The sequence below is a fragment of the Sphingomonas floccifaciens genome, from assembly GCF_042681125.1.
In the GTDB taxonomy this organism is placed as follows: Bacteria; Pseudomonadota; Alphaproteobacteria; order Sphingomonadales; family Sphingomonadaceae; genus Sphingomonas; species Sphingomonas floccifaciens.
Map to the genome: position 1 here is coordinate 1,308,956 of NZ_JBHUFC010000003.1, position 22,737 is coordinate 1,331,692.

Here is a 22,737-nt window from a genome sequence, read left to right on the forward strand (position 1 = left end):
ATGTCGGACGCCTTCATCTGCGATGCCATTCGCACCCCGATCGGCCGGCTGAACGGTAGCCTCGCGGGGGTTCGCGCCGACGATCTCGCCGCGATCCCGCTACGGGCGCTGGTGGAACGCAATCCATCGGTCGACTGGTCGGAGGTCGACGACGTTATCCTCGGTTGTGCGAACCAGGCCGGCGAGGACAATCGCAACGTCGCCCGCATGGCCGTGCTCCTGGCGGGACTGCCCGAAACCGTGCCGGGAGCGACGATCAATCGCCTGTGCGGCTCGGGCCTGAACGCCGTTGGTCAGGCGGCGCAGGCGATACGCTCGGGAGATGCCGACCTCCTTATCGCGGGAGGCGTCGAGAGCATGACCCGTGCGCCCTATGTCTTGGGCAAGGCCGCCAAGCCTTTCGATCGCGGACAGGCGATTGAGGATACGACGATGGGCTGGCGCTTCGTCAATCCGGCGATGCGCTCGGCATGGGGTGTGGACACCATGCCGCAGACCGCCGAGGCGGTCGCGGAGCAGTGGAACGTCACCCGTGAGCAACAGGACCGCTTTGCCCTGTCGAGTCAGATGAAGGCAGCCACTGCGCGTAATAACGGCCGTTTCAGTGTCGAGATCGTACCCGTGACGCTGCCACGGCGAGGTGGCGATGCGGTAGTGTTCGCCGTCGACGAGCATCCACGGGACACGACCGCCGAAGGACTTGCGGCGCTGAAGCCGGTGGTAACCGTGAATGGGACCGTGACGGCCGGGAACGCATCCGGTCTCAACGACGGCGCTGCGGCGCTGGTCGTCGGCTCTGCCGATGCGGCGCAGCGCCATGGACTCATACCCCGAGCCCGCATCGTTGCCATGGCATCGTCCGGCATCGCTCCACGGATCATGGGCGCGGGTCCGATCGAGGCGGCTCGTAAGCTCCTCGCCCGCACCGGCCTCTCAATGGCTGACATGGACGTGATCGAGCTTAACGAGGCGTTCGCCGCGCAAGCAATCGCGGTTCTGCGCGACTTGGACGTCGCCATGGATGATCCTCGCGTCAACCCGAACGGGGGCGCCATCGCGCTTGGCCATCCGCTCGGCATGTCGGGTGCCCGTATCGCGATGACGGCGGTCGAAGAACTGCATCGAATCGATGGGCGCTACGCGCTCGTGTTCATGTGCATCGGCGTGGGACAGGGCATCGGCCTCGTGCTGGAGCGGGCATGACGGACACGGTGACCCTTGGAGATGGCTGCACCATCGCGTATCGCTTCGACGGGGCCGCACATGCTCCGGTACTCGTGCTCGGAAACTCGCTCGGCACAGACCTCGGCATGTGGGCACCGCAGATCGACGCCTTTGCCCAAACCTATCGTGTGCTGCGCTACGATACCCGCGGTCATGGACGATCGCAGGCTTCTGCCGGTGCATATGGTATCGACCGCCTGGGCCGTGACGTTGTCGAACTAACCGCGTCGCTCGGGATCGACCGGTTCCATTTCTGTGGACTCTCTCTGGGCGGCATGGTCGGCCAATGGCTCGGGATACGTGAAAGCGACCGGCTCGATCGGCTCGTGCTCGCTAATACCTCGGGCTATATGGGGCCGCCATCGGCATGGGATGCCCGGATCGCTGCAGTGCTCGCCGAGGGTATGGCCCCGCTGGCGGAGGCTTCGATCGCACGATGGTTCACGCCGGGCTTCGCGATGCGCCATCCGGATGCGATCGAGCCGATCGTGAAGATGCTGCGCTCGACTGACCCGACCGGTTATGCCGGCTGTTGCGCGGCGATCCGCGATATGGATATGCGACGCGCCGCGACGCTGATCGGCGTGCCGACGCTGGTCATCGGCGGCAGCGCCGATCCGGCGACGCCGCCCGATCATGCCCAGGCGCTTGCGAGCGCGATACCCGGCGCCACGCTCGAGATGCTCGATGCCGCCCACCTATCGAACATCGAGCAGCCGAACCGCTTCGCGTCGCTCGTACTCGACTTCCTCGCGCGATCTTCATCGCGCCCGCCGGTCGCGCGCGAGGGCGCAGAATCCGCTTACGACCGGTGAGCGATTATCGCGCCGGTAGGCCAGGCTCAATTGCGTCTGCGGAACGTCGCCGAGAAACGGACGATAGGCGACACCGGTAAGTTGCGCCTCGGACGCTGACTCGGGCACTATGGCGACGCCGGCACCGACGGATACCAGCGAAAGCGCGGTTTGAATTTCCAGCGTCTCCTGCACGATCGTCGGCACGAACCCTTCCCGCCGGCATAGCCCAAGGACATGATCGGCGAAGCTCGGCCGGGGTTGGCGTGGATAGAGGACGAAGGGGCGCAGGGCGAGGTCGGCGAGTGCCACGTGGTCCTGCTGCGCTAGATCATCCACCTCAGGTAGGGCAACGACCAGCGGCTCGCGCTGAACTACCTCGCTGACGATTTCAGGATCCTGGATGCCGGGCCGTGCGAACGCGACGTCGATCGAGCGCTCGATGAGCGCGACGCGCAATTCTGCGGTGTTCATCGCGTGCAGGACGAGTTCGACGTCCGGGTGAGCAGCCCGATAGCGATTAAAGACGCCGGGCAGGATCGAGAACGTGGCCGAGCCGACGAAACCGACCTGGATCACCCCGATAGTTCCCTCCGATGCGCGCTTTGCCACCCGCGCCGCGTCGGCGACCCGGACGATAATGTCCCGCGCGCGGGGAAGCAGCGCCTCGCCCGCCGCGGTCAGCCCGATCGTGCTCCGAGTCCGGTCGAACAACAGCGCCCCGATCCCGGCTTCGAGATTCGCGATCTGTCGACTCAGCGCCGGCTGGGCGATGTGGAGGCGCTCGGCGGCGCGGCCGAAGTGGAGTTCCTCCGCAACAGCGAGGAAATACCGCAGCCGGCGAACATCAATGCCAGGTGATGCGGCCGTTGGCGGATCGGAAGGGGATGTCTGACGGGCCATTCCCTATCACAGCGCGTGGAGAGCGAAGAGGCAATACCGTTTCGGCATTAACATGTGCCCACATTGTATTTGATCGACATGGTGGCGTCAGACACTCTCTCCATCTAGAAGCCGCGAAGACGGCCTCGAAGGAAGAGGTGTCATGCTTGAAACAAGGACAGCCGGAGGCGATCCGGCACGGCGACCCAAGCTCCAGGCCGTTGTGACGGGCGTCACGGAAAAGCAGGTCGTGCAATTCGACTTCGTTTACGGTGACCCCGATCTCACGGTCGAACTCGTCCTGCCGATCCCCGCCTTTCGTGATTTCTGCACTGAAAACCGGTGCCTGGTCACCGCCGCCGATCCCGCCGAAAGCGCCACCGTGCTGCGAATGGTCAGCGGATCGGCGCCCAACTTCTTTTCCGTCGGAGCGCACTGATGAACATCGATATTCAGGCTGAGGCGATCACGCCCCGGCGGCAGACCTTCTCGCACATTGCGCGCCGGTTCGGGACCGACAAGGCGGCCTCGCGCTACGAGGAGGCGACCTACGACGTGCAGCCGGTCACCAATTTCCACTACCGCCCGACCTGGGATCCGGAGCGCGAGCTGTTCGACCCGCGTCGCACCGCCATCGAGATGGCCGACTGGTACGCGTTCCGTGATCCGCGCCAGTTCTACTATGCGACCTACAACATCAGCCGCTCGGCGATGCAGCAGTCATTCGACGATGCGGTCAACTTCGTCGACAAGCGCGGTCTCGTCGGCAGCGTCGATGCGGACTGGCGGGCGATGTTCGCGGCCTACTTGCTGCCGCTGCGTCACGTCGAATGGGCGGCGAACATGAATTGCCAGCTCATCGCCGACTGGGGCTATGGAACGCAGATCACGTCGGCAGCCGCCTTCTGCGGCACCGATCGGCTGGGAATCGCCCAGATCATCTCGCGCATCGGCCTGGTCCTCGGCGAGGGTTCCGACGAGCAGCTCCTCGCCGCCAAGACACAGTGGCTCGATGCGCCCGAATGGCAGCCGATGCGTCGTCTGGTCGAGGATCTCCTCGTGGTGCGCGACTGGTTCGAGCTCTTCATGGCCCAGCTCGTCGTGCTCGACGGCTACGTCTACCCGCTGGTCACACAGGCATTCGATCGCGCCGGTGCCGCCCATAACGGCTCGCCGCTGTCGATGATGACCGGCTTCCTCGGCGACTGGTTCGCCGACAACAGCCGCTGGACCGACGCAGTGCTCAAGGCGGCAGCAGGAGAATCCGAGGCCAATCGCCAGACTCTCAGGGATTGGTTCGACCGCTGGGACGAGCGCGCTCGCGCCGCGATTCAGCCGGTCGCGGACATGGTGCTCGGCGATCGGGGCGCATCCGCGGTCGCCGAGATCGGTGCGCAGCTTCAGGACCGGGTGGCCGGTCTCGGCGCGATCGCCGAACGGGAGAAGGCGGCATGACCCAGCCCGTCTCCATCACATTGCAGAACTCCCAGGACGGCTTCGCGATCGCCGAGGCGATCATGGCCGACAATCCGGGCGCCGAACGCCGCACGATGCCTGCGATGACGAAGATCGACCGGCCGGGACGGCTCGAGATCAAGGCAGCCAGCGTATCCGAGCGACTGGGGCGCGACTGGGACCCGCAGGAAATCCACCTGAGCGTCATCTCGCTGTCCGGTTCGGTCGACGAGGACGATGACTATTTCGCGGTTTATTGGAGGTAATCATGGCAGCCCGTAAGCTGAACCTGAAGCAGAAGTACGGCCACTTCACCCGCGGCCTCGACTGGGAGCCGAGCTATCAGTCCAAGGACGACATCTTCCCGTTCGCCAAATACGAGGGGATCAAGGTCCATGACTGGGATGCGTGGGAAGACCCCTTCAAGCTGACCATGGACGCCTATTGGAAGTTTCAGGCAGAGAAAGAGCGCAAGCTTTACGCGGTCATCGATTCGATGGCGCAGAACAACGGGCAGCTCGGCATCACCGACGCGCGTTACCTGAACGCAGTAAAGCTCTTCATCCAGGGCGTGACGCCGCTGGAATATCAGGCGCACCGCCACTTCGCGCACCTCGCACGCCATCTGCCTGGAGCAGGCCTGCGGGTGGCGGCGCAGATGCAGTCGATCGACGAGCTGCGGCACTGCCAGACGCAGATTCACACGATCAGCCACTATAACAAGTTCTTCGACGGCATCCACGACTTCACCCACATGCATGACCGGGTGTGGTATCTGTCAGTGCCGAAGTCGTTCTTCGATGACGCGACGACGGCGGGGCCGTTCGAGTTCCTCACCGCGATCAGCTTCGCCTTCGAGTACGTCCTCACCAACCTGCTGTTCGTGCCGTTCATGTCGGGCGCCGCCTACAACGGCGACATGGCGACCGTGACGTTCGGCTTTTCCGCCCAGTCGGACGAGAGCCGGCACATGACGCTCGGCCTCGAGGCCGTCCGCTTCCTGCTGGAGCAGGACGAGGCCAACGTGCCGATCGTGCAGGGCTGGATCGACAAGTGGTTTTGGCGGGGATACCGGCTCCTCACCCTCGTCGCCATGATGATGGACTACATGCTGCCGAAGAAGGTGATGTCCTGGGCCGAGGCGTGGGAGACCTACTACGAGCAAGCAGGCGGTGCGCTGTTCGCGGACCTTGCCCGCTACGGCATCCGCGAGCCCAAGTACGCCGACGTCGCCAAGGCCGAGAAGGGTCACATCACCCACCAGGCGTGGACGATCTTTTACAACTATACCCACGCCGCGGCCGTCCACACGTGGGATGTCGATGATCAGCACCTCGCCTGGCTGCGCGAGAAGTATCCGGACACGTTCGCACAGCACTACGAGCAGCGCTATCTCAATTGGCGCGACCAGGCCGATCAGGGCAAGCGCTTCTACAACAACGGGCTGCCGCAGCTTTGCCAGGTATGTCAGGTTCCGATGGCGTTCACGGAGGTCGACGATCCCACCACGATCAGCTTCCGCGTCTCGGAGTTCGGCGGGGACAAGTACCATACCTGCTCCGACGGCTGTAAGGACATCTTCGACCATGAGCCGGAAAAGTATTCACAGGCGTGGCTTCCGGTCCACCAAATCTTCCAGGGCAATTGTGGCGGCGCGACCGTTCCGGAGGTCCTCGACTGGTATCACATAAACCAGGGTGCCGATAACTTGGATTATGCCGGCTCGCCCGAGGAGGCGCAGTGGGAGAAGTGGATGGAAGGCCGACGCCCTGCCGCTCCCATGGCCGTGGCCGCGGAATAAGGACGACCATCGATGCCTACAGCAAGCCTCAACCCCGGTTACTCCGGCCCGGTCCGCGACCGGGTGGAGAACTTCGGCGGCGCCCAACTCGTCTATGTCCACTGGGAGGGCCACAACAACTTCTGCTCGGCGATCACGCTGCCGCTGCCGCCTGAGACGCCTTTCGGGGCGCTCACCGCGGAAATCCTACCCTCGCTCTACTCGGTTGATCCCGACTGGGCGGAGGTCGATCTCTCGACCGCGCGCTGGATGCTGGACGGCGAAGATTGGCAGCCTGAAGCGGCCAAGGGCATCGGCGAACAGGGCGTCGGCCACAAGTCGCTCATTCGCTTCTGGACGCAACCGTCCGGCCGCGCCTGACATCATGCCGACGCTCACGATCGAACCGACCGGCGACACCGTAGAGGTGGCTGAAGGCCAGAACCTCCTCGACGCGTGCCTCCGGGCGGGGATTTACCTGCCCCACGCCTGCGGGCATGGCCTGTGTGGCACCTGCAAGGTTACCGTGCTCGAAGGCGAAGTCGATCACGGCGGCGCGAGTTCCTTCGCACTCATGGACTTCGAGCGGGACGAGGGGGCGACCCTGGCCTGCGTCGCCACGATCGAGGGCGACGTCACGATCGAGGCGGACGTCGACGATGATCCGGACGCGCAGCGGATCGCGGTGGCCGATTACGTCGGGACGGTAACCCGGCGCGAGATGCTGACACCCGACATCCTCGGCGTGTGGCTCTCGGTTCCGACCGGGGTCGCGTTCCAGGCCGGTCAATACGTCAACCTGACGATTGACGGGATCGAGGGGACACGCGCCTTCTCGATCGCGAACAGCCCCGCGGAAACCGGCGTCGTCGAGCTTCATATCCGGCTTGTGCCAGGCGGCAAGGCGACAAAGCACCTGCACGAGGAGCTGAAGGTCGGGGACGAGATGCGCTTCGCCGGTCCGTTCGGACACTTCTTCGTGAGGCGCTCGGCGAACAAGCCGCTGATCTTCCTTGCCGGTGGCTCGGGACTATCCAGCCCCAAGAGCATGGTGCTCGAGCTTATCGAACAGGGGTATGACCAGCAGATCACGCTGTTTCACGGTGTCCGGCGACCGCACGACCTGCATTTCGCCGACCTGTTTCGGCGGATCGCCGATGAGAACCCGCTGTTTCGCTACATACCCGTCGTTTCCCAGGCGGAGGCGCAGGACGAATGGGGTGGAGAAACCGGCTACGTCCATGAGGCGGCCGACCGCCACTTCGGCGGCCGTTTCGCCGGTCACCAAGCCTATCTTTGCGGTCCGCCCCCGATGATCGAGGCAGGGATCGGGTCGCTCATGAAGGGCCGGCTGTTCGAGAAAGACATCTTCGTCGAAAAATTTGCCACCGCAGCGGACGCGGAGAAGTCTGTCCGATCGCCGTTCTTCAAGAAGCTCTGAACAGATCACCAACCGGAACGCAGGCCGGCGACGACCTCGCCGACGGATCGCTGCGTCCAAATGACAAGGGGAGGATTACGTCATGAAGATGCTTGCCTGGGGACTTGCGGGAATGGCTGCGTCCCTTGCGACGTCAGCGGTCGCGTCGGAGGGGGGAAAGAGCGCCTATCCCAACGGCGCGGAGGCCCTGACGATCGCGGCGTTGCCGCCCCCCGGAACCTACCTCCTCGACTACCAATATTATTACACCGCCGATCGGCTTAACGATCGCGACGGCAACAGCGTCGGGCCGCCAGATTTGTCAGTGGATGCCGTCGCCAACATCCCACGCTTCGTCCACGTCACCAATACCAAGATCCTCGGCGCAACGCTCGCGATGCAGGTGTTCGTGCCCGTGGTGAACGTCAATGTCCGCGCCGGAGGCAGGAGGCAGAACAAGTTCGGGATCGGCGATCTGATCGTCAATCCATTCATTCTCGGCTGGAACCGCAAGAACACGTTCTTCGTGCTGACGATGGACACGTTCGTGCCCACGGGACGCTACAAGCGCACCGATCTCGCCAACATCGGCAACAATTATTGGACGTTCGAGCCTGTGTTCGCGGTGTCGCACTTCAATCCCGCTGGCAGCGGTCCCGAGGTGTCGGCGAAATTCATGTACGACTTCAACACCAAGAACACGGCAACCCAGTACCGCTCCGGGCAGGCAGCGCACGTCGACTTCGCGGCGTCCTACAATTTCAATCCGATCACAGTCGGTGTCACCGGTTACTATTTCAAGCAGACGACCGACGACAAGGTCAATGGCGTGAAGGTCGGCACCGACGGGTATCGTGGTGAGGTGTTCGCCCTCGGACCGCTCGTGCGCTATCAGCTCGGCAAGGTGCCGATCGTCGCCCAGTGGCAGCACGAGCTCTCGGCCTCGAACCGCACCCAAGGCAACAGCTTCTGGCTCAAGGCTGCATTCCGGTTTTGAGGGTGCGGGATCGACCCGCGCTCGGCTCAATCTATCGGAGACAGAAGGGGTGTGCCACGTGGCACACCCCTTTTTCACGTATTCGCGCTACGATCCTTGCTAGCCTAGCGATCGTCACCCGGGCGTCACCACGGCACCAGCGCCGATCGCCGACAGGATCGTCGCGACGTTCCCCGGCCCCCGGCCTAGGAACAGGGCCAGCAGCACCACCGCCGGCGTGTAGAAGAACCAGGGGGCCGATGACCCGAACATCGCCGCCTGTGCGAACGCGATCACAGCCACCGTGATAACGGTCAGCCCGTAGCAGACCGTCCTCGGGCGAGGGCGGGCGACGGTGAGATCGCGCAGTCGGTTCAGCAAGGCAGTCGAAGCGGACATGGTTCCCCAGTTTGGGGGAAGTGCCCCTGCGGCCGTAATATAGACCATTCCTTCGGTCGCGAACAGCGAGCGCTTGGACCGGATGCCGGCAACAAGGCAAGGTTTGCAGTAGCGGCGGCAGGTGTTTTCCCAGAATACCATCCCAATAGGACAGGATTGTGCTGCCTTGGGGTGTCATTTCGCTCCCAACCATACCCGGCCACCAGTGCGGCATTTTTCAACAGCCCCGGAGGATAGCTGAGGGTCGCGTTCCTCCTCGGGGATTGCGAGCAATGTCGTCACCGCGCCGACCCCGGCCGCATGGATCAACGCCACCGCGCGTTCCACGGGCATCCGCAGCCGTGCTGCTCTAGCGATCGGCTCGTCCGCTCTGACGTCCTCCCTGTTTTTTTTCATCCATGTTGAGTGGCGGTTTTCCGGCCCTTTGAAGCCTACGGGCAAGGAGCTGGGACATGAAGAAGTCGAAGTACACGGAAGAGCAGATCGCGTTTGCGGTGAAGCAGGCGGAGACGGGCACGCCTGTGGCAGAGGTCATCCGCTGGATGGGCTTGTCGGAGCAGACGTTCTATCGCTGGAAGAAGGTGTATGGCGGGCTCGGGATTGCGTAACGTCAGCCCCGCGCGGCGAGTTGCGCCTGCACCGCATCGGCCAGCGATGTCGTCGGGCGCCCGATCAGCTTCGAGAGCTGATGGCCGTCATCGAACAACGCGCCCTTCGAGGCATCGACGTCCCACGCGGCAAGCCCTTCGGCGAAGCCGTCGGGCAGGCCGACCTGCTTCAGGATCGCGGCGTAATCTGCCTGCGGCAGATCACGGTACGGGATGTCGCGACCCGTCTGGCGCGAGATCTCGGCGGCAAGGTCGGCGAGCGTCACCGCGTCGTCACCGGCCAGCTCATAGGTCTTGCCCTCATGGCCATCGCTGGTCAGCACGATGGCTGCGGCTTGGGCATAATCGGCGCGGGTCGCGAGCGACAGACGTCCCTCGCCAGCGCTGCCGACAAGCGCGCCATTCTCCAGGGCTGCGGGAATCGAGCCGGTGTAGTTCTCGGTGTACCAGCCATTGCGCAGGAGGGTCGTCGGAATACCGGAGGACGCCAGCAGCGCTTCGGTCGCACGGTGCTCCTCGCCCAGGCTGATCGGCGACCGGTCGGCGTGCAGCAGGCTGGTGTAGACGATACGCTTGATGCCTGCCTTCGTGGCGGCTTCGATGACGTTGCGGTGCTGCGGCTCGCGCTGCCCGACTTCGCTCGACGAGATCAGGAGCAACGTGTCGATCCCGATTAGTGCCGGAGCGAGCGTCTCAGGCTGCGCGTAATCGAACGCGCGTGCCTCGAGGCCCAGATCGCTGGCCTTCTCGGGCGAGCGCACCAGCGCGACGATCGGCTCGCCGGTCGACTTGCGCTTCAGGCTTTCGATGACGAGGCGGCCAAGCTGGCCGGTCGCGCCGGTGACGGCGATGGTCATGACAATTCTCCTTCAGTGACGCGGTGAGATCAGTTGAAACGGAAGCCGGAAATGGCGGTCGACAGCACTTCTTCGGCATAGACCCGGGCGCCTTCGCCTTCGCCTTCGGCCGCGCCGGCCGCGACCATCAGGGGCAGCAGATGCTCCTCCTTGGCGGGCGGATGGGCGAACCGCGCCGATGGCGCATCGGCCCAGTGAGCCAGACGCTCGGCTCGCTGCGCACCATCCAGTTCCATGCTCTCGGCCAGCCACTGGTCGAACGCCTGCGAGCCGGGCGTCGAGCGCGGGTCGCCATAGGCGCGCATGTTGTGGAAGCTCATGCCCGAACCCAGGATCAGCACACCCTCCTCACGCAGCGGCGCGAGGGCGCGGCCCGCAGCGACATGGAGCGCCGGGTCCAGCCCGCGCTCGACGGACATCTCGATCAGCGGAATGTCGGCATCCGGAAAGGCCACCTTGAGGGGCACGAACACCCCGTGATCCAGGCCCCGTGTCGCGTCGACAGACGAGGGGATGCCCGCATCCTTGAGCAGCGCCGCGGCACGGGCGGCGAGCGCGGGCGAGCCTGGTACGTCGTAGCGCAGCTGATAGGTATGGGGCGGGAAGTTGTAATAGTCGTAGATCAGCTCAGGCCGCTCGGCGCCGGTGAAGGCAAAGCCGTCCGTCTCCCAATGTCCCGAGACGACGAGGATAGCCTTGGGCTTCTCGGCGAGCGTGTTCGGCAGGTTGCGCAGGAACGCTTCCATACCGGTCCACACACCGCGCGGATCCTCCATGAAGAAGCAGGGGCCGCCGCCATGCGGGATGAAGTAGGTGGGCTGGACGCTCATGGTCATACACTCCGGTGCAGGCGCCACGGAGGCGGCCTGGATCATCGTTCGATCTGTCGACCGAAATATGTGCCCGATATCGCGCAATGATAATCGCTCGCGTAGAAGGATCAGCTTCAACCACGGGTAGGAAATCATGGCGGATCGGTTGACGGGTATGGACGTGTTCGTGCGGGCGATCAGGCTCGGTGGCATCTCTGCTGCCGCACGCGATCTGCACATGTCGCCTGCGATGGCGGCCAAGCACCTAGATGCTCTTGAAGCGCGGCTTGGCACCACGCTGGTGCAGCGGTCGACCCGTCGACTTTCGCTCACCGAGGCGGGCGCTGACTATTTCGAGAAAGCCGAACGTATTCTGATGGAGATCGGCGAAGCCGAGGCGGAGGCATCGTCGCGGTCGATCACCGCGCAGGGGCTGCTGCGCGTCAGTGCGCCGGCCACCTTCGGCGTTCTGCACCTTGCCTCACTCATCCCTGCTTTCTCCGCACGTCATCCCGAGGTGACGATCGAACTGGGCTTCAACGATCGTTACGTCGACCTGCTGGAAGAACGTTGGGATGTCGCCGTACGGATCGGGCGCCTTGCCAACAGTGCGCTTGTTGCCCGCAAGCTCGTGGCGATGCGCCTCGTGTTGTGTGCCGCACCCTCTTATTTGGCGAGGCGGGGAACGCCAACCCGCCTGGCCGATCTCGGCGATCACGATTGTCTGGGCCACACCAACGCGTCGCTTGCAGGAACGACATCGTGGGCGTTCGGCAAAGACGGGACGATCAAGGTGCCGATCTCAGGACCGATGTGTTCCGACAATGGCGAGGCCTTGGTTCGCGCCGCCATCGCAGGCCAAGGGCTGGTCTATGGGCCTCGCTTTATTGCGGCAGAGGCGCTTCGCGCCGGCCAGTTGAGCGAGCTTGAGCTGGACGAGCCGCCTATGATGCTGGGAGCGGCATATGCCATCACACACCCGACGCGGCGCCCCGCCGCCAAGACGCGGGCGTGGATTGACTTCTTAGCCGAAGCACTCCCCGCTCTTGGCACCGATTGGTGAGAGGCCGAGCTGGCAGACGTCCCGAGTTTTCACCCGAGGATCGCGTCTGCTATCTCGAAACATCACGGTCTTTTATGATTGTAGATATCAGTGACCCAGCGAAAGCGACGCCCACAACCGCACATGGCTGGCATCGATAACGCCGAGGCTTGGTCCCTTTCAGTTGGTGCAGCGGGGGCCGCGGGCGCGGCGGACGTTGCGGGTGAGCGTGAACCGCATCACTGCCAACCCTCGATGACGATCTTGCCGCGTGCGGTAGTGCTCTCAAGCGCCTGGTGCGCACGCTTGAGGTTCGCGGCGTTGATGGGGGAGAACCGTCCGGTGAGGGTGGTGCGCACGTCGCCGGCGTCCACGAGGCTGGCGATGGTCGACAGGATCTGACCCTGCGTTTCCATATCAGCGGTCTCGAACATGGACCGGGTGAACATGAACTCCCAGTGGGTCGACACCGACTTGCGTTTGAACGGTACGACATCGAGCGTCTTGGGGTCGTCGATGAGCGCGAAACGTCCCTGCGGGGCGATCAGCTCGGCGATCTGCTCGATATGCTCGTCGGTGTGCGTGGTCGAGAAGACGAAAGCCGGCGCGCCAATGCCCAAATTCGCCACTTGCCGAGCCAGCGGCTGGCGATGATCGATGACATGGTGCGCACCGAGCTCGGCCACCCAGGCCTGCGTTTCAGGGCGCGAGGCTGTCGCAATGACGATGAGCTCGGGCACCTGGCGAGCAAGCTGGATTGCCATCGAGCCTACCCCGCCGGCACCCCCGACAATCAACAGCGCATGTGCTGCACCGGCTACAGGAGTACGCACGGACAATCGCTCGAAGAGGGCCTCCCACGCGGTTATCGCCGTCAGCGGCAACGCCGCTGCCTCTGCCCAATCGAGGCTGACCGGCTTCTTCCCGACAATGCGCTCGTCGACCAGGTGCAACTCGGCGTTGGTGCCTTCGCGGCCGATGCTGCCCGCGTAGAACACCTCGTCGCCCGGTTCGAAGCCGCGCACTTCAGGGCCAACCGCGCGAACGACACCGGCGGCATCCCAACCCAGGACGCGCCAATCACCGTGGATCGAACCCGAGCCAGCGCGCACCTTCGTGTCAACCGGGTTTACCGAGACAGCCTTGACCTCGACGAGGAGATCACGGCCTGTAGCGTTGGGATCGGGAAGTTCGATATCGACGAGAGCTTCCGTGCGATCGATCGTTCCGGGCTGCTGGTAGCCGATTGCGCGCATGATAAATCCTATTGTCAGGGACTGTATAGCGAACTTTGTCGCGTACGGGATACGCACAAGCGACATCGCGGTTCGGCATCGTCCTCAGGCTGGCGACGGCGTGGTTGCCGCTGCCGTCTTCCCCGTGATGTCGGCGATGACCGCGCCGATCAGCGCCCGTAACCAGCGGTGGGCGGGATCATGCCGATAGCGGACGTGCCAAGCCATTTCCACGGGAAAGCTGCCAAGGTCGACCGGAGCCGGCAGGATCTTTAGCCGGGGGTCGTGCATCAGCCGCCTGCAGATGAGCGAGGGCAAGGTGGCGCAATAGTCGGTCACCGCCACCATCTCGGCTACCGCGAAGAAGTTTGTCACGGAGATTGCGACGTCGCGCTTCAGCTGCTGCTGCGCCAGCGCCTGGAACAGCCCGGCGCGCATCCGTCCGGGCGGCACGATGTTGACATGCTTCATCGTCTCGAACTGCTCGCGCGTCATGACATCGCCGACGCCCGGATGGTCGGCACGGACGGCGCAGGCGAGCCCTTCGTCCATCAGGTGCTGGACGACGAGGTTGTCGGGCGGATCGACGATGCGGCCCAGCACGAGCGCCGTCGTGCCCGACACGACGCCTGTTTCCACAAGATCGTTGCCGTAGGGCGTCAGGCGGAGCTTGATGCCGGGCGCGACCTTCTCCAGGCGCGCCACGACAGCGGGGACCAGGACGAACTCGACATAGCCGTTCGGCGCGATGGTGAAGAGCCGTTCGGCCTGTGCGGGATCGAAGGCCTGCTGACCGAGGACCGCGTCGTCAAGCTGCGCGAGTGCCTCGGCGATCAGCGGCGAGAGCTCAAGCGCGATCGGGGTCGGCTGGATGCCGTAGCGCTCGCGGACGAACAGTTGGTCCTGAAGCATCAGTCTTAGACGCGACAGGGCGTTAGACAGGGCGGGCTGTGTCATGCCCATGCGCTCGGCGGCCCGCGTGACGCTGCGCTCCTCCATCAACGCGACGAAGATCGGCAGCAGGTTCAGATCGTAGCGCATGCAGTCATCCTGTTAGCGTTATATCTGAAATCAAAAAGATAAACTTCTGGAATATGTCAACAACGCCCATTTCTCATCCATCGGCGACGGACGCCGCGAACATGGAGGTTCAGATGAGCAAGGGACAGGTTCTCGTTCTTGGATCGAACGCGACGCAGATCGGTCTGCGTGGCGGCAGTACCGCGACGGTCGGTCAGTATCTCAACGAGACGGCGGTCCCCGCGCTGGCTCTGCTCGACGCCGGCTATGATATCGTTCTCGCCACGCCCAATGGGGCCAAGCCGCACATCGACGCCGTCTCCGTTTCGGTTGATCATTTTGGCGGCGATGAGACGGCATTCCAGTGCGCCAAGGACTTTTTTGCCAGCCACCCGGCGATGAACGACGTGTGTACGCTGAAATCGGTCGTCGACGAGGGTCTGGACGGCTTTGCTGGCGTGTTCGTGCCGGGAGGTCACGCGCCCATCGTCGACCTCATGGTGGACCGCGATGCGGGCACGATCCTCCGTCACTTCCACGCAGCGGCCAAGCCGACCGCGCTCCTCTGCCACGGACCGGTAGCCGTTGTCGCTACGCTCGACGATGCTCCGGCCTTCCGCAAGGCGCTGGAGGAAGGCGATGACGCCGGGGCGGCCGACCTGGCGCGAGACTGGATCTACTCGGGCTACCGCATGACCGTCTTCTCGGCGAGCGAGGAGAAGATCGCCGAGGAGAAAGTGCTGAAGGGCGAGCTCTTCTTCGACATGGAAAAGGCGCTGCGCTCGGCCGGTGGCGTCGTCTCGGTCACTGACAAGAACTTCGCTTCGAATGTCGTCGTGGACCGGGAGCTGATCACCGGTCAGAATCCGGCGTCGGACCAGGCCATGGCCGACGCGTTGATCGAAGCCCTCGATCGCGCCGCTGCGTGAGTACCAGGATGACGGGCGGGGCGCTCAGGATGCGCCCCGCTTCGCATAAAACCATCACAAGGAACGGTGCCATGACAGCCAACGTGAAGATCGTCGCCGTGCTCACCGCCCGTGCGGATACCGTCGACCGCCTGCACGCTCTGCTCGACGCCATGTTAAAGCCGAGCCGTGCCGAGCCGGGCAATTTGCGCTACGATCTCTGGCAGGACCAGAGCGATCCGAACCGCTTCGTCCTCGACGAGCTGTACGCGGACGCGGATGCGGTTACCGCCCACCGCGCGACGGCCCACTTCCAAAACTACCTCTCTCAGATCGGCGATCTGGCCGAGCGCACCGCGTTTGTCCTCAACCCCGTCTCCGCGACCTAAGGGCGCTGCCATGGGCAAGCTTAAAGAATGGGTGGGGTCGGCGCTGCTGGCACAACCGTTCTACATAGAGGAACTGCGGATGATCGGCCTGTTGGCACCTGCGCTTCGCGCGGGCCTTATGGGCCTCGTTCATCCACGCGGCTACCGCTGGCGCGGGGCCGCGACCCAGCGAAAAATCAACATCTGAAGTGAAGGAAACACAGTCATGACCAAAGGTATCGAAGGCAAGGTTGTTCTCATCACCGGCGGGAGCACCGGCATCGGCGCCGAGACCGCGCGTCTTCTCGCCGAACGCGGTGCGAAGGTCGCCATCGCCGCACGGCGCAAGGACAAGCTCGACGAGGTCGTCGCGCAGATCGCCGAGAACGGCGGAACGGCACGCGCCTATGCGCTCGACGTCACTGAAAAGTCGGCGGTCCAGTCCGTCGTCGCCGCGATCGTCGCCGACTTCGGCCGTCTCGACGTACTGATCAACAACGCCGGTCTGATGCCGATCCGTCCGATGGCCGAGGTCAACACCGACGAGTGGGACCAGATGATCGACGTCAATTTGAAGGGCACGCTCTACGGCATCGCCGCGGCTCTTCCCGGCTTCCTGGAGCAGGGCAGCGGCCACATCATCAACCTGAGTTCGGTCGCCGGCATCAAGGTCTTCGCCCCGGGCGGCACGGTCTATTCCGGCACCAAGTTCGCCGTCAGCGCGATCAGCGAAGGTCTTCGCCAGGAGGTGGGCGAGAAGGTCCGCGTCACGTCGATCGAGCCCGGAGCCGTCGAGAGCGACCTGAAGTTCACGACGTCGGGTACGGCTGCTGAGACGGTGCTGGACTTCTACAAGCAGGCCATCCCGGCGGCATCGGTGGCGCGTGCTATCGCGTTCGCTGTCGAACAACCTGATGACGTCGACGTCAACGCGATCGTTATCCGGCCGACCGCACAGCAGTTCTGATTTCGACGAGGAGGCGGGGCCGCGTGTGCTCCGCCTCATGGGGAACGTACCGGCCCGCTCTTCCGTTACTCTGCCGAATAATGACTGTCGGTTTCACTTGAGGAGTAATTCATGCCCAAACTTGCCTTGTATGTACCACTGAAGGCCAAGCCCGGAAAAGAGCGTGACGTCGCCAATTTCCTGACCTCGGCATTGCCGCTCGTTCAAGCTGAGGCGGGCACTCTGACCTGGTATGCGATCGAGGAAGGTCCCGGTGCGTACGCGATCTTCGATACGTTCGACACAGAGGAGGATCGGCAGGCCCACCTCGACGGCAAGGTTGCCGCCGCACTGATGGATAAGGCAGAAGAACTGTTTTCCGAACCGCCGCAGATTCACAAGGTCACCCTGCTGGCCGCGAAATAGCGGAGCGGTCGGCACCCTAGCGCGTCGCTCTCATCGCCCGCGTGTGGGGGGTGGGGCGGCGGCGTACGTTGAACGGCTTTCCCCGAACCGGCCAGGGAGACACACCATGCGCACTGACGTGACCCCCGTTTCTTCATCCATCTGGAACTAGAGACCGGCCCCTCGAAGGGACGGACGGAATGAAGCGGAAGCAGGTTTCGGAAGAGCAGATCATCGGGATCCTGAAGGAGGCCGAGGCGGGGGCGGTGGTGACGGAGCTGTGCCGCAAGCACGGGATGTCGAGCGCGACCTACTATGCGTGGAAGGCGAAGTTCGGCGGCCTGGAGGTGTCTGACGCAAAGCGCCTGCGGTCGCTCGAAGAGGAGAACGCCCGGCTCAAACGGCTATTGGCGGACACGATGCTCGACAACGCGGGGTTGAAAGACCTGCTGTCAAAAAATGTATGGTCCGCCCCCGTCTGGCAAGCGCTGATCGTTCCGGCTGCGCAGTCTGCGTAAATGTATCCGGCCTCCTTGCGGGACATCTCGATCCCGGGCCATGATGGGATCCGCGCACGGTCGTCCTTTCAAGCTGGTCCAGCCGATGACGGCTGCATTTTTGCTCAGGCTATGACCGTGTCACCATCGACTGCTTGCCATCACTCCTTGTGCTTGCAGACTTGCTTGTCGGCGCTCGTTTTCGGTCAGGCAGCGACCGGCAGGGGCGGCCGGTACGTCTCCCCTCGGGCGAGCACGCCCAACTGATGCGTACGATCTTGTTGGCGAGCGCCACCACCGCGACGTTGCGGTGCACGCGGGTTTCGAGTTGATCCAGCCACGGCCCCAGCCCCTGTTCGCGCTTCATGTGCAGGCATGCGGATCGAGCGCCGTGGATGAACAGTCGCCTCAGGTTGCTGTTGCCGCGCTTCGACATGCCCAACAGCGTCGGCTTGCCGCCGGTCGAATGCTGCCGCGGTACGAGGCCGAGCCAGGCGGCAAGATCGCGTCCGCGCTTGAACCCGGTCCCGTCCGCGACCGCTGCAACGAGCGCAGTCGCGACCAGCGACCCGACGCCGGGGATAGCTAGCAGACGCCGGCAGGCTGGGTCGGCAGCAGCGATAGCTTCGATCTCCTTCGTGATCGTCGCTACATTCTGCTCGAGTTGCTGCCATTCCGCCCACAGCTGTTGAAGGATCGCCTTCATGCGCGGCGACAACGGCGAGCGGTCGTCGGCGAACAACAGTGGCACTTCGCGTGCAAGGTGAGCGCGCCCGACCCGGAACACGATACCGCGCTCGAGCAGAAACGCGCGGAGCTGATTAATGACGGCGGTGCGTCGCCCAACGAGCCGCTCGCGCACGCGGTGCAACGCCTGCAGGTCGAGTTGCTCAACCGACTTGACCGGCACGAAACGCATCGTCGGTCGCTGCACGGCTTCCGCGATCGCCTCAGCGTCGAGGTAATCGTTCTTGTTCGACTTCACGAACGGCTTCACGAACTGCGGAGGCATCAGCCGCGCATCGTGGCCGAGCGCGATTAGCGCACGTCCCAGGTGATGCGCGCCGCAGCAGGACTCCATGCCGACGAGCGTCGGCTCCTGCGCCTCCATGAAGCGCATGAGTTGCGCGCGGCTGAACTTCTTCTTCCAAAGGATTGCACCTTTCAGGTCGAGCCCGACAAGGTGAAAGCTGCTCTTACCGATATCGATGCCGATTACCGCTATCTCTGTCATGACAGTCCTCCTCGGTGAAGGCAGCCAGGATGCTCCCGACTGCGTCGCTCCGTAAAGGGGGCGGACCATCCCACAAGTGGTGACGCCCGCCGCGAAGCGGCAAGCGGTCGCGCATCTCCAGGCGACGTTGGGGATGAGCGAGCGGCAGGCGTGCACGGTTGTCGGAGCGGATCGCACGAGCATGCGGTATCGCTCGTGCCGGGCAGATGATGGCGACCTGCGGTCGCGTTTGCGTGAGCTGGCGCAGCAGCGTCGGCGGTTCGGCTATCGGCGTCTGCACATCCTGCTTCGCCGGGACGGCATCACGATCAACCGCAAGAAGACCCAGCGGCTCTATTGTGAGGAAGGGCTGACTGTCAGGCGCCGGAAGGGACGAAAGCGCGCCGTCGGCGCGCGGGCGCCCGCGCCGGTGCTGGCACTTCCCAATCAGCGCTGGAGCCTGGACTTCGTGCACGACCAGCTCGTTACCGGCCGACGGTTCCGCGTGCTCAACATCGTCGACGACGTCACGCGCGAATGCCTCCGGGCGGTAGTGGACACGTCAATCTCGGGCCGGCGGGTCGTGCGCGAACTGGCCGATCTGATCGCCGAGCGCGGCAAGCCGAAGATGATCGTCAGCGACAACGGGACTGAACTGACGTCGAACGCGGTGCTCGTCTGGTCGGGAGATGTCGGCGTCGAGTGGCACTACATCGCGCCTGGCAAGCCGACGCAGAATGGCTTTGTCGAGAGCTTCAACGGTCGCATGCGCGACGAGCTGCTCAACGAGACGCTGTTCTTCACCATCGGTCAGGCCCGCTCGATCCTGTCGCGCTGGGTCGACGACTACAACACCGAGCGGCCGCACTCGTCGCTCGGCTACGCTACTCCGGCAGCCTTCGCTGCCGGGCTCGAACAGCAACGGGCGGGGTTAACCCCGCCCGTTGCTTCACCTGCGCTCATGCGCGAAAACCACGGTCGGTCTCTGGTTGCCGCTGGATGAAAGACCGGGGTCACGTCAGCACCACCCAGACGCTCGACCTGAACGACGCGGGGAAAATCATCGATGCGGGGATCGCGGAGGCCGAGCGGATCGGCAACCCGTCGAACATCGCGGGGGTGGACGCGGGCGGCTGCCTCCTGGCGTTCGCACGGATGGACGATGCGTGGCGCGGCAGCGTCGACATCGCAATCAGCAAGGCGTGGACGGCGCGCGCGTTCGACGTCGAGACCAAGGCGCTGGCGAAGCTCGCCCAGCCGGGCGCCGACTTCTACGGCATCCATGCCTCCAACGACGGCAAGGTGATGATCTTCGCCGGGGGCGTGCCGATCAAGGAGGGCGAGACGGTGATCGGTGCGGTGGGCGTGTCGGGCGGCACCGGCAAGCAGGACCAGGGCGTGGCCGAGGCAGCGGCGCAGGCGTTCGCGCGCGGCTGAGCCTTGGAGCGGCCGGGCGCGGCGGCGCCGGCTCAGTCGACGGCGGTTCAGGCAAGGCGTTGGGCGGCGATCCGCTTCTCATCGAAGAGATTGGGCGTACGTCGGGCGCGCTCTTGTGCGCAGAGCCGCCCGCCGCAACCCGTTGTTCGACCGCTGCATCGCGAGCCGCTTTTTCCAGAACATGCCCCTGAGGGGGCGGAGACCGTTCCATACGCGCCATGCGCGACGGGCATCATCAAGTCTTTCAGCTTGAGCACCGTCAGGTCGCCGAACTCGGCGATGTCGAGCCCGGCGAATTTGACCATTAGGGCTTCGCGCTTCAGGCGCTTGCCGTCGCAGATTGGGCAATCGCGGCCGATGATATATTGCGAGACGCGCTTCTTCATCAGCGCGCTTTCCCGTTGGGTCGCGCGACGAGGCCACACATACTCCGATGGTAAGCGCCGGGGCCAGGCGACCCTGGTCCGTGCCGCTATCAGCATGTAACGACCGCACTTCGGCGCTTGTTACCCCATCATGACGCGTTGCCCATTTACCAGAGCGCGCGTCATCATGGCCGGGGTCGGGCCATGATGACGGCCGAGTTGTCGATCCGGGCGCCCCGCGCCGCTTCGGATCGACGGGTCAGTAGTGAATGACCGAGCGGATCGACTTGCCTTCGTGCATCAGTTCGAAGGCCTCGTTGATCTCCTCCAAACCCATCGTGTGGGTTACGAATGGGGCCAGATCGATATCGCCTCTCATCGCATCCTCGACCATGCCGGGGAGTTGTGTCCGTCCCTTGACGCCACCGAAAGCGGACCCCTTCCATACGCGGCCCGTGACGAGCTGGAATGGGCGGGTGGAGATTTCCTCGCCCGCGCCGGCAACGCCAATCACGATCGACTGACCCCAGCCACGGTGCGCTGATTCAAGCGCGGCGCGCATGACGTGGACGTTGCCGATGCACTCGAAGGTATGATCGATGCCCCAGCCCGTCATCTCGATCAGCACTTGCTGGATAGGCTTGTCATGGTCCTTGGGGTTGATGCACTCGGTAGCACCGAACTGGCGTGCCAGCTCGAACTTGGATGGATTGGTGTCGATGGCGATGATGCGACCCGCCTTCGCCTGGCGCGCACCCTGAATCGCCGCGAGGCCGATGCCGCCGAGGCCGAACACGGCGACCGAGTCTCCTGGCTCGACCTTGGCGGTATTGTGGACTGCGCCGATGCCTGTCGTGACGCCGCAGCCGAGCAGGCAGACATTTTCGGGGTTTGCCTCGGGATTGATCTTGGCGAGCGAGACTTCGGCGACGACAGTATATTCACTGAAGGTTGAACAGCCCATGTAATGATAGAGGGGCTGACCATTGTACGAAAAGCGGGTGGTCCCATCGGGCATCAAGCCCTTGCCCTGCGTTTCGCGGACAGCGACGCACAGGTTGGTCTTGCCCGACAGGCAGAAGTCGCACTTGCCGCATTCGGCGGTGTAGAGCGGGATCACGTGATCGCCCGGTCCGACGCTGGTGACGCCTTCACCGACCTCGACAACGATGCCAGCGCCCTCGTGGCCCAGAACCACCGGGAAAACACCCTCCGGATCACTCCCCGCCAGCGTGTACGCGTCGGTGTGGCACACACCGGTGTGCGTCACCCGTATGAGGACTTCGCCTTTCCGGGGTGGGGCGACATCGATCTCGACGATCTCGAGTGGCTTGCCCGCCTCGAAGGCTACAGCGGCGCGAGATTTCATGTTGGGATACCTTCGTTGAGTTAAACCGATTGCTGGTGCGAGGCCGTCGCGTCAGCGCAAATTCGTGGGGAAGCGTTCGCTCACTCCCCCGGTATGCCGGTCAGACCGTAACGACGACCTTGCCGATCTGGTCGTTCGATTCGAGGAAGCGGTGAGCGTCCTGGATGGCGTCGAGCGGGAAAGTGCGCGCGATCCGCGGCTTGAGCGCGCCCGATTCCAGACCCGCCACGATGAACGCCTTGGCGCGATCGAGGGCGGCATCGTCCGAGACAATCTCGCTGTAGAGATACCCCTTGAGCGTGAGGCTCTTGCCCAGCACGGAGAACAACGGGAACGGCGTCGGTTCGCCGCTGAGCGCGCCATATTCGAGCAGGATGCCGCCGCGTGCCATGCTCTCGGTCAGCGGCTCGAACGACGGGCCTCCGACCGGATCGAGCACCACGCGCGCACCCTGACCATCGGTTATCTCCATCACCCTCGCTACCAGATCCTCTTCCCCGGTTGCGACGACATGATGTGCACCGGCATCGATCAGGGCCTGGCGCTTGGCGCCGGTACGCGTCGTCGCGATTACCGTTGCGCCGACCATCCGCGCAATCTGGAAGGCAGCAAGGCCGACGCTGCTGGAGGCAGCAGTGACGATGACGAAATCGCCGTCGCCGAGTTTCGCCTGCTCCACCAGCGCACCCCAGGCGGTGACATACTGCATCCACACGGCCGCCGCT

The 22,737-nt window shown here is 64.1% G+C and carries 25 protein-coding genes and 4 pseudogenes; 19 read left to right on the forward strand and 10 right to left on the reverse strand.

Going from position 1 to position 22,737, the window contains the following annotated elements; genetic code table 11:
• Nucleotides 1–1,203, forward strand: coding sequence for a 3-oxoadipyl-CoA thiolase (pcaF, locus tag ACFSC3_RS13150; protein ID WP_205498088.1), 1,203 nt, complete (start codon nucleotides 1–3; stop codon nucleotides 1,201–1,203).
• Complete coding sequence (pcaD, locus tag ACFSC3_RS13155; RefSeq protein ID WP_205498087.1) at nucleotides 1,200–2,039, forward strand: 3-oxoadipate enol-lactonase; 840 nt, start codon at nucleotides 1,200–1,202, stop codon at nucleotides 2,037–2,039. The genes pcaF and pcaD overlap by 4 nt, the downstream gene beginning before the upstream one ends.
• Here the strand turns inward: pcaD and ACFSC3_RS13160 are convergent.
• Entirely contained in the window at nucleotides 1,986–2,921 is a 936-nt protein-coding gene (locus ACFSC3_RS13160; protein WP_205498086.1) for a LysR family transcriptional regulator, read from the reverse strand. The two genes, pcaD and ACFSC3_RS13160, sit on opposite strands and share 54 nt — an antisense overlap.
• Nucleotides 2,922–3,063: 142 nt before the next feature.
• On the opposite strand from ACFSC3_RS13160, the gene ACFSC3_RS13165 reads away from it, so the two are divergent.
• The 7 genes from ACFSC3_RS13165 (at nucleotide 3,064) to ACFSC3_RS13195 (ending at nucleotide 8,552) form a co-directional block, all read left to right on the forward strand.
• On the forward strand, nucleotides 3,064–3,339 hold the full coding sequence (locus tag ACFSC3_RS13165; RefSeq protein WP_205498085.1) for a phenol hydroxylase subunit: 276 nt from the start codon (nucleotides 3,064–3,066) through the stop codon (nucleotides 3,337–3,339).
• Entirely contained in the window at nucleotides 3,339–4,355 is a 1,017-nt protein-coding gene (locus tag ACFSC3_RS13170; protein WP_380940859.1) for an aromatic/alkene monooxygenase hydroxylase subunit beta, read from the forward strand. Before ACFSC3_RS13165 ends, ACFSC3_RS13170 begins: the two co-directional genes overlap by 1 nt.
• Nucleotides 4,352–4,621: an MmoB/DmpM family protein gene (locus ACFSC3_RS13175; protein ID WP_205498083.1), complete on the forward strand. Its 270-nt coding sequence runs from the start codon at nucleotides 4,352–4,354 to the stop codon at nucleotides 4,619–4,621. The genes ACFSC3_RS13170 and ACFSC3_RS13175 overlap by 4 nt, the downstream gene beginning before the upstream one ends.
• Nucleotides 4,612–6,156: an aromatic/alkene/methane monooxygenase hydroxylase/oxygenase subunit alpha gene (locus ACFSC3_RS13180; protein WP_380940860.1), complete on the forward strand. Its 1,545-nt coding sequence runs from the start codon at nucleotides 4,612–4,614 to the stop codon at nucleotides 6,154–6,156. The genes ACFSC3_RS13175 and ACFSC3_RS13180 overlap by 10 nt, the downstream gene beginning before the upstream one ends.
• A 12-nt stretch (nucleotides 6,157–6,168) precedes the next feature.
• Nucleotides 6,169–6,516: a phenol hydroxylase subunit P4 gene (locus ACFSC3_RS13185; protein ID WP_198356615.1), complete on the forward strand. Its 348-nt coding sequence runs from the start codon at nucleotides 6,169–6,171 to the stop codon at nucleotides 6,514–6,516.
• 4 nt (nucleotides 6,517–6,520) lie between these two features.
• Complete coding sequence (locus tag ACFSC3_RS13190) at nucleotides 6,521–7,576, forward strand: NADH:ubiquinone reductase (Na(+)-transporting) subunit F (RefSeq protein WP_205498081.1); 1,056 nt, start codon at nucleotides 6,521–6,523, stop codon at nucleotides 7,574–7,576.
• An 82-nt stretch (nucleotides 7,577–7,658) separates the two neighbouring features.
• Nucleotides 7,659–8,552, forward strand: a complete 894-nt coding sequence (locus ACFSC3_RS13195) for a SphA family protein (protein ID WP_205498080.1) — start codon at nucleotides 7,659–7,661, stop codon at nucleotides 8,550–8,552.
• A 114-nt stretch (nucleotides 8,553–8,666) separates the two neighbouring features.
• Here the strand turns inward: ACFSC3_RS13195 and ACFSC3_RS13200 are convergent, their stop codons facing one another.
• Nucleotides 8,667–8,930, reverse strand: coding sequence for a hypothetical protein (locus ACFSC3_RS13200; RefSeq protein WP_205498079.1), 264 nt, complete (start codon nucleotides 8,928–8,930; stop codon nucleotides 8,667–8,669).
• A 452-nt stretch (nucleotides 8,931–9,382) separates the two neighbouring features.
• Between ACFSC3_RS13200 and ACFSC3_RS13205 the strand changes: the two are divergent.
• Nucleotides 9,383–9,529 (forward strand): annotated as a pseudogene (locus tag ACFSC3_RS13205) (transposase); the annotation flags it as partial.
• Nucleotides 9,530–9,540: 11 nt separating this feature from the next.
• Here ACFSC3_RS13205 and ACFSC3_RS13210 read toward each other — a convergent pair.
• Together ACFSC3_RS13210 and ACFSC3_RS13215 are read right to left on the reverse strand one after the other, a co-directional pair.
• Complete coding sequence (locus ACFSC3_RS13210; protein ID WP_380940861.1) at nucleotides 9,541–10,395, reverse strand: SDR family oxidoreductase; 855 nt, start codon at nucleotides 10,393–10,395, stop codon at nucleotides 9,541–9,543.
• A gap of 29 nt (nucleotides 10,396–10,424) precedes the next feature.
• Nucleotides 10,425–11,231 carry a DODA-type extradiol aromatic ring-opening family dioxygenase gene (locus ACFSC3_RS13215; RefSeq protein WP_380940929.1) on the reverse strand — a complete coding sequence of 269 codons (807 nt, stop codon included), beginning with the start codon at nucleotides 11,229–11,231 and terminating at the stop codon, nucleotides 10,425–10,427.
• A 130-nt stretch (nucleotides 11,232–11,361) separates the two neighbouring features.
• Between ACFSC3_RS13215 and ACFSC3_RS13220 the strand changes: the two genes are divergently transcribed.
• A complete protein-coding gene (locus ACFSC3_RS13220) occupies nucleotides 11,362–12,270 on the forward strand; it encodes a LysR family transcriptional regulator (protein WP_380940862.1) in 909 nt (302 codons plus the stop codon).
• A 218-nt stretch (nucleotides 12,271–12,488) separates the two neighbouring features.
• On the opposite strand, the gene ACFSC3_RS13225 is transcribed toward ACFSC3_RS13220, so the two are convergent.
• Together ACFSC3_RS13225 and ACFSC3_RS13230 are read right to left on the reverse strand one after the other, a co-directional pair.
• A complete protein-coding gene (locus ACFSC3_RS13225) occupies nucleotides 12,489–13,505 on the reverse strand; it encodes a zinc-binding alcohol dehydrogenase family protein (protein ID WP_380940863.1) in 1,017 nt (338 codons plus the stop codon).
• Nucleotides 13,506–13,589: 84 nt separating this feature from the next.
• A complete protein-coding gene (locus tag ACFSC3_RS13230; protein ID WP_380940864.1) occupies nucleotides 13,590–14,525 on the reverse strand; it encodes a LysR family transcriptional regulator in 936 nt (311 codons plus the stop codon).
• Between the two features lie 113 nt (nucleotides 14,526–14,638).
• Between ACFSC3_RS13230 and ACFSC3_RS13235 the strand changes: the two genes are divergently transcribed.
• The 6 genes and pseudogenes from ACFSC3_RS13235 to ACFSC3_RS13260 all read left to right on the forward strand — a co-directional run.
• Nucleotides 14,639–15,433 (forward strand): type 1 glutamine amidotransferase domain-containing protein, encoded by a 795-nt coding sequence (locus ACFSC3_RS13235; RefSeq protein ID WP_380940865.1) that lies wholly within the window; start codon nucleotides 14,639–14,641, stop codon nucleotides 15,431–15,433.
• 71 nt (nucleotides 15,434–15,504) lie between these two features.
• Nucleotides 15,505–15,801, forward strand: a complete 297-nt coding sequence (locus tag ACFSC3_RS13240; RefSeq protein WP_380940866.1) for a putative quinol monooxygenase — start codon at nucleotides 15,505–15,507, stop codon at nucleotides 15,799–15,801.
• Between the two features lie 10 nt (nucleotides 15,802–15,811).
• Nucleotides 15,812–15,988 carry a hypothetical protein gene (locus ACFSC3_RS13245; RefSeq protein WP_342659105.1) on the forward strand — a complete coding sequence of 59 codons (177 nt, stop codon included), beginning with the start codon at nucleotides 15,812–15,814 and terminating at the stop codon, nucleotides 15,986–15,988.
• Nucleotides 15,989–16,006: 18 nt separating this feature from the next.
• Entirely contained in the window at nucleotides 16,007–16,747 is a 741-nt protein-coding gene (locus ACFSC3_RS13250; protein ID WP_380940867.1) for an SDR family oxidoreductase, read from the forward strand.
• A 111-nt stretch (nucleotides 16,748–16,858) separates the two neighbouring features.
• A complete protein-coding gene (locus ACFSC3_RS13255; RefSeq protein ID WP_380940868.1) occupies nucleotides 16,859–17,152 on the forward strand; it encodes a putative quinol monooxygenase in 294 nt (97 codons plus the stop codon).
• 179 nt (nucleotides 17,153–17,331) lie between these two features.
• Nucleotides 17,332–17,595: pseudogene (locus ACFSC3_RS13260) on the forward strand (transposase); the annotation flags it as partial.
• Nucleotides 17,596–17,866: 271 nt separating this feature from the next.
• On the opposite strand, the pseudogene ACFSC3_RS13265 reads toward ACFSC3_RS13260, so the two are convergent.
• A pseudogene (locus ACFSC3_RS13265) lies at nucleotides 17,867–18,862 on the reverse strand (IS110 family RNA-guided transposase); the annotation flags it as partial.
• Nucleotides 18,863–18,935: 73 nt separating this feature from the next.
• Here ACFSC3_RS13265 and ACFSC3_RS13270 point away from each other — a divergent pair.
• A pseudogene (locus ACFSC3_RS13270) lies at nucleotides 18,936–19,844 on the forward strand (IS3 family transposase); the annotation flags it as partial.
• Entirely contained in the window at nucleotides 19,841–20,278 is a 438-nt protein-coding gene (locus tag ACFSC3_RS13275; RefSeq protein ID WP_380940869.1) for a GlcG/HbpS family heme-binding protein, read from the forward strand. The pseudogene ACFSC3_RS13270 and the gene ACFSC3_RS13275, both read left to right, overlap by 4 nt.
• Nucleotides 20,279–20,325: 47 nt before the next feature.
• On the opposite strand, the gene ACFSC3_RS13280 is transcribed toward ACFSC3_RS13275, so the two are convergent.
• From ACFSC3_RS13280 to ACFSC3_RS13290, 3 genes are all read right to left on the reverse strand, one after another.
• Nucleotides 20,326–20,664 (reverse strand): hypothetical protein, encoded by a 339-nt coding sequence (locus ACFSC3_RS13280; RefSeq protein ID WP_380940870.1) that lies wholly within the window; start codon nucleotides 20,662–20,664, stop codon nucleotides 20,326–20,328.
• Between the two features lie 238 nt (nucleotides 20,665–20,902).
• Entirely contained in the window at nucleotides 20,903–22,012 is a 1,110-nt protein-coding gene (locus tag ACFSC3_RS13285) for an S-(hydroxymethyl)glutathione dehydrogenase/class III alcohol dehydrogenase (protein WP_380940871.1), read from the reverse strand.
• A gap of 100 nt (nucleotides 22,013–22,112) precedes the next feature.
• Nucleotides 22,113–22,737: zinc-dependent alcohol dehydrogenase family protein (locus ACFSC3_RS13290; RefSeq protein ID WP_380940872.1), on the reverse strand; the 625-nt coding region annotated here is incomplete at its 5' end.

What these genes read in the sequence shown, in the direction of transcription:
- pcaF (WP_205498088.1), top strand. Translation starts at nt 1, where the DNA reads ATGTCGGACGCCTTCATCTGCGATGCCATTCGCACCCCGATCGGCCGG.
- pcaD (WP_205498087.1), top strand. Translation starts at nt 1,200, where the DNA reads ATGACGGACACGGTGACCCTTGGAGATGGCTGCACCATCGCGTATCGC.
- ACFSC3_RS13160 (WP_205498086.1), bottom strand. Translation starts at nt 2,921, where the DNA reads ATGGCCCGTCAGACATCCCCTTCCGATCCGCCAACGGCCGCATCACCT.
- ACFSC3_RS13165 (WP_205498085.1), top strand. Translation starts at nt 3,064, where the DNA reads ATGCTTGAAACAAGGACAGCCGGAGGCGATCCGGCACGGCGACCCAAG.
- ACFSC3_RS13170 (WP_380940859.1), top strand. Translation starts at nt 3,339, where the DNA reads ATGAACATCGATATTCAGGCTGAGGCGATCACGCCCCGGCGGCAGACC.
- ACFSC3_RS13175 (WP_205498083.1), top strand. Translation starts at nt 4,352, where the DNA reads ATGACCCAGCCCGTCTCCATCACATTGCAGAACTCCCAGGACGGCTTC.
- ACFSC3_RS13185 (WP_198356615.1), top strand. Translation starts at nt 6,169, where the DNA reads ATGCCTACAGCAAGCCTCAACCCCGGTTACTCCGGCCCGGTCCGCGAC.
- ACFSC3_RS13190 (WP_205498081.1), top strand. Translation starts at nt 6,521, where the DNA reads ATGCCGACGCTCACGATCGAACCGACCGGCGACACCGTAGAGGTGGCT.
- ACFSC3_RS13195 (WP_205498080.1), top strand. Translation starts at nt 7,659, where the DNA reads ATGAAGATGCTTGCCTGGGGACTTGCGGGAATGGCTGCGTCCCTTGCG.
- ACFSC3_RS13200 (WP_205498079.1), bottom strand. Translation starts at nt 8,930, where the DNA reads ATGTCCGCTTCGACTGCCTTGCTGAACCGACTGCGCGATCTCACCGTC.
- ACFSC3_RS13210 (WP_380940861.1), bottom strand. Translation starts at nt 10,395, where the DNA reads ATGACCATCGCCGTCACCGGCGCGACCGGCCAGCTTGGCCGCCTCGTC.
- ACFSC3_RS13215 (WP_380940929.1), bottom strand. Translation starts at nt 11,231, where the DNA reads ATGACCATGAGCGTCCAGCCCACCTACTTCATCCCGCATGGCGGCGGC.
- ACFSC3_RS13220 (WP_380940862.1), top strand. Translation starts at nt 11,362, where the DNA reads ATGGCGGATCGGTTGACGGGTATGGACGTGTTCGTGCGGGCGATCAGG.
- ACFSC3_RS13225 (WP_380940863.1), bottom strand. Translation starts at nt 13,505, where the DNA reads ATGCGCGCAATCGGCTACCAGCAGCCCGGAACGATCGATCGCACGGAA.
- ACFSC3_RS13230 (WP_380940864.1), bottom strand. Translation starts at nt 14,525, where the DNA reads ATGCGCTACGATCTGAACCTGCTGCCGATCTTCGTCGCGTTGATGGAG.
- ACFSC3_RS13235 (WP_380940865.1), top strand. Translation starts at nt 14,639, where the DNA reads ATGAGCAAGGGACAGGTTCTCGTTCTTGGATCGAACGCGACGCAGATC.
- ACFSC3_RS13240 (WP_380940866.1), top strand. Translation starts at nt 15,505, where the DNA reads ATGACAGCCAACGTGAAGATCGTCGCCGTGCTCACCGCCCGTGCGGAT.
- ACFSC3_RS13245 (WP_342659105.1), top strand. Translation starts at nt 15,812, where the DNA reads ATGGGCAAGCTTAAAGAATGGGTGGGGTCGGCGCTGCTGGCACAACCG.
- ACFSC3_RS13250 (WP_380940867.1), top strand. Translation starts at nt 16,007, where the DNA reads ATGACCAAAGGTATCGAAGGCAAGGTTGTTCTCATCACCGGCGGGAGC.
- ACFSC3_RS13255 (WP_380940868.1), top strand. Translation starts at nt 16,859, where the DNA reads ATGCCCAAACTTGCCTTGTATGTACCACTGAAGGCCAAGCCCGGAAAA.
- ACFSC3_RS13275 (WP_380940869.1), top strand. Translation starts at nt 19,841, where the DNA reads ATGAAAGACCGGGGTCACGTCAGCACCACCCAGACGCTCGACCTGAAC.
- ACFSC3_RS13280 (WP_380940870.1), bottom strand. Translation starts at nt 20,664, where the DNA reads ATGAAGAAGCGCGTCTCGCAATATATCATCGGCCGCGATTGCCCAATC.
- ACFSC3_RS13285 (WP_380940871.1), bottom strand. Translation starts at nt 22,012, where the DNA reads ATGAAATCTCGCGCCGCTGTAGCCTTCGAGGCGGGCAAGCCACTCGAG.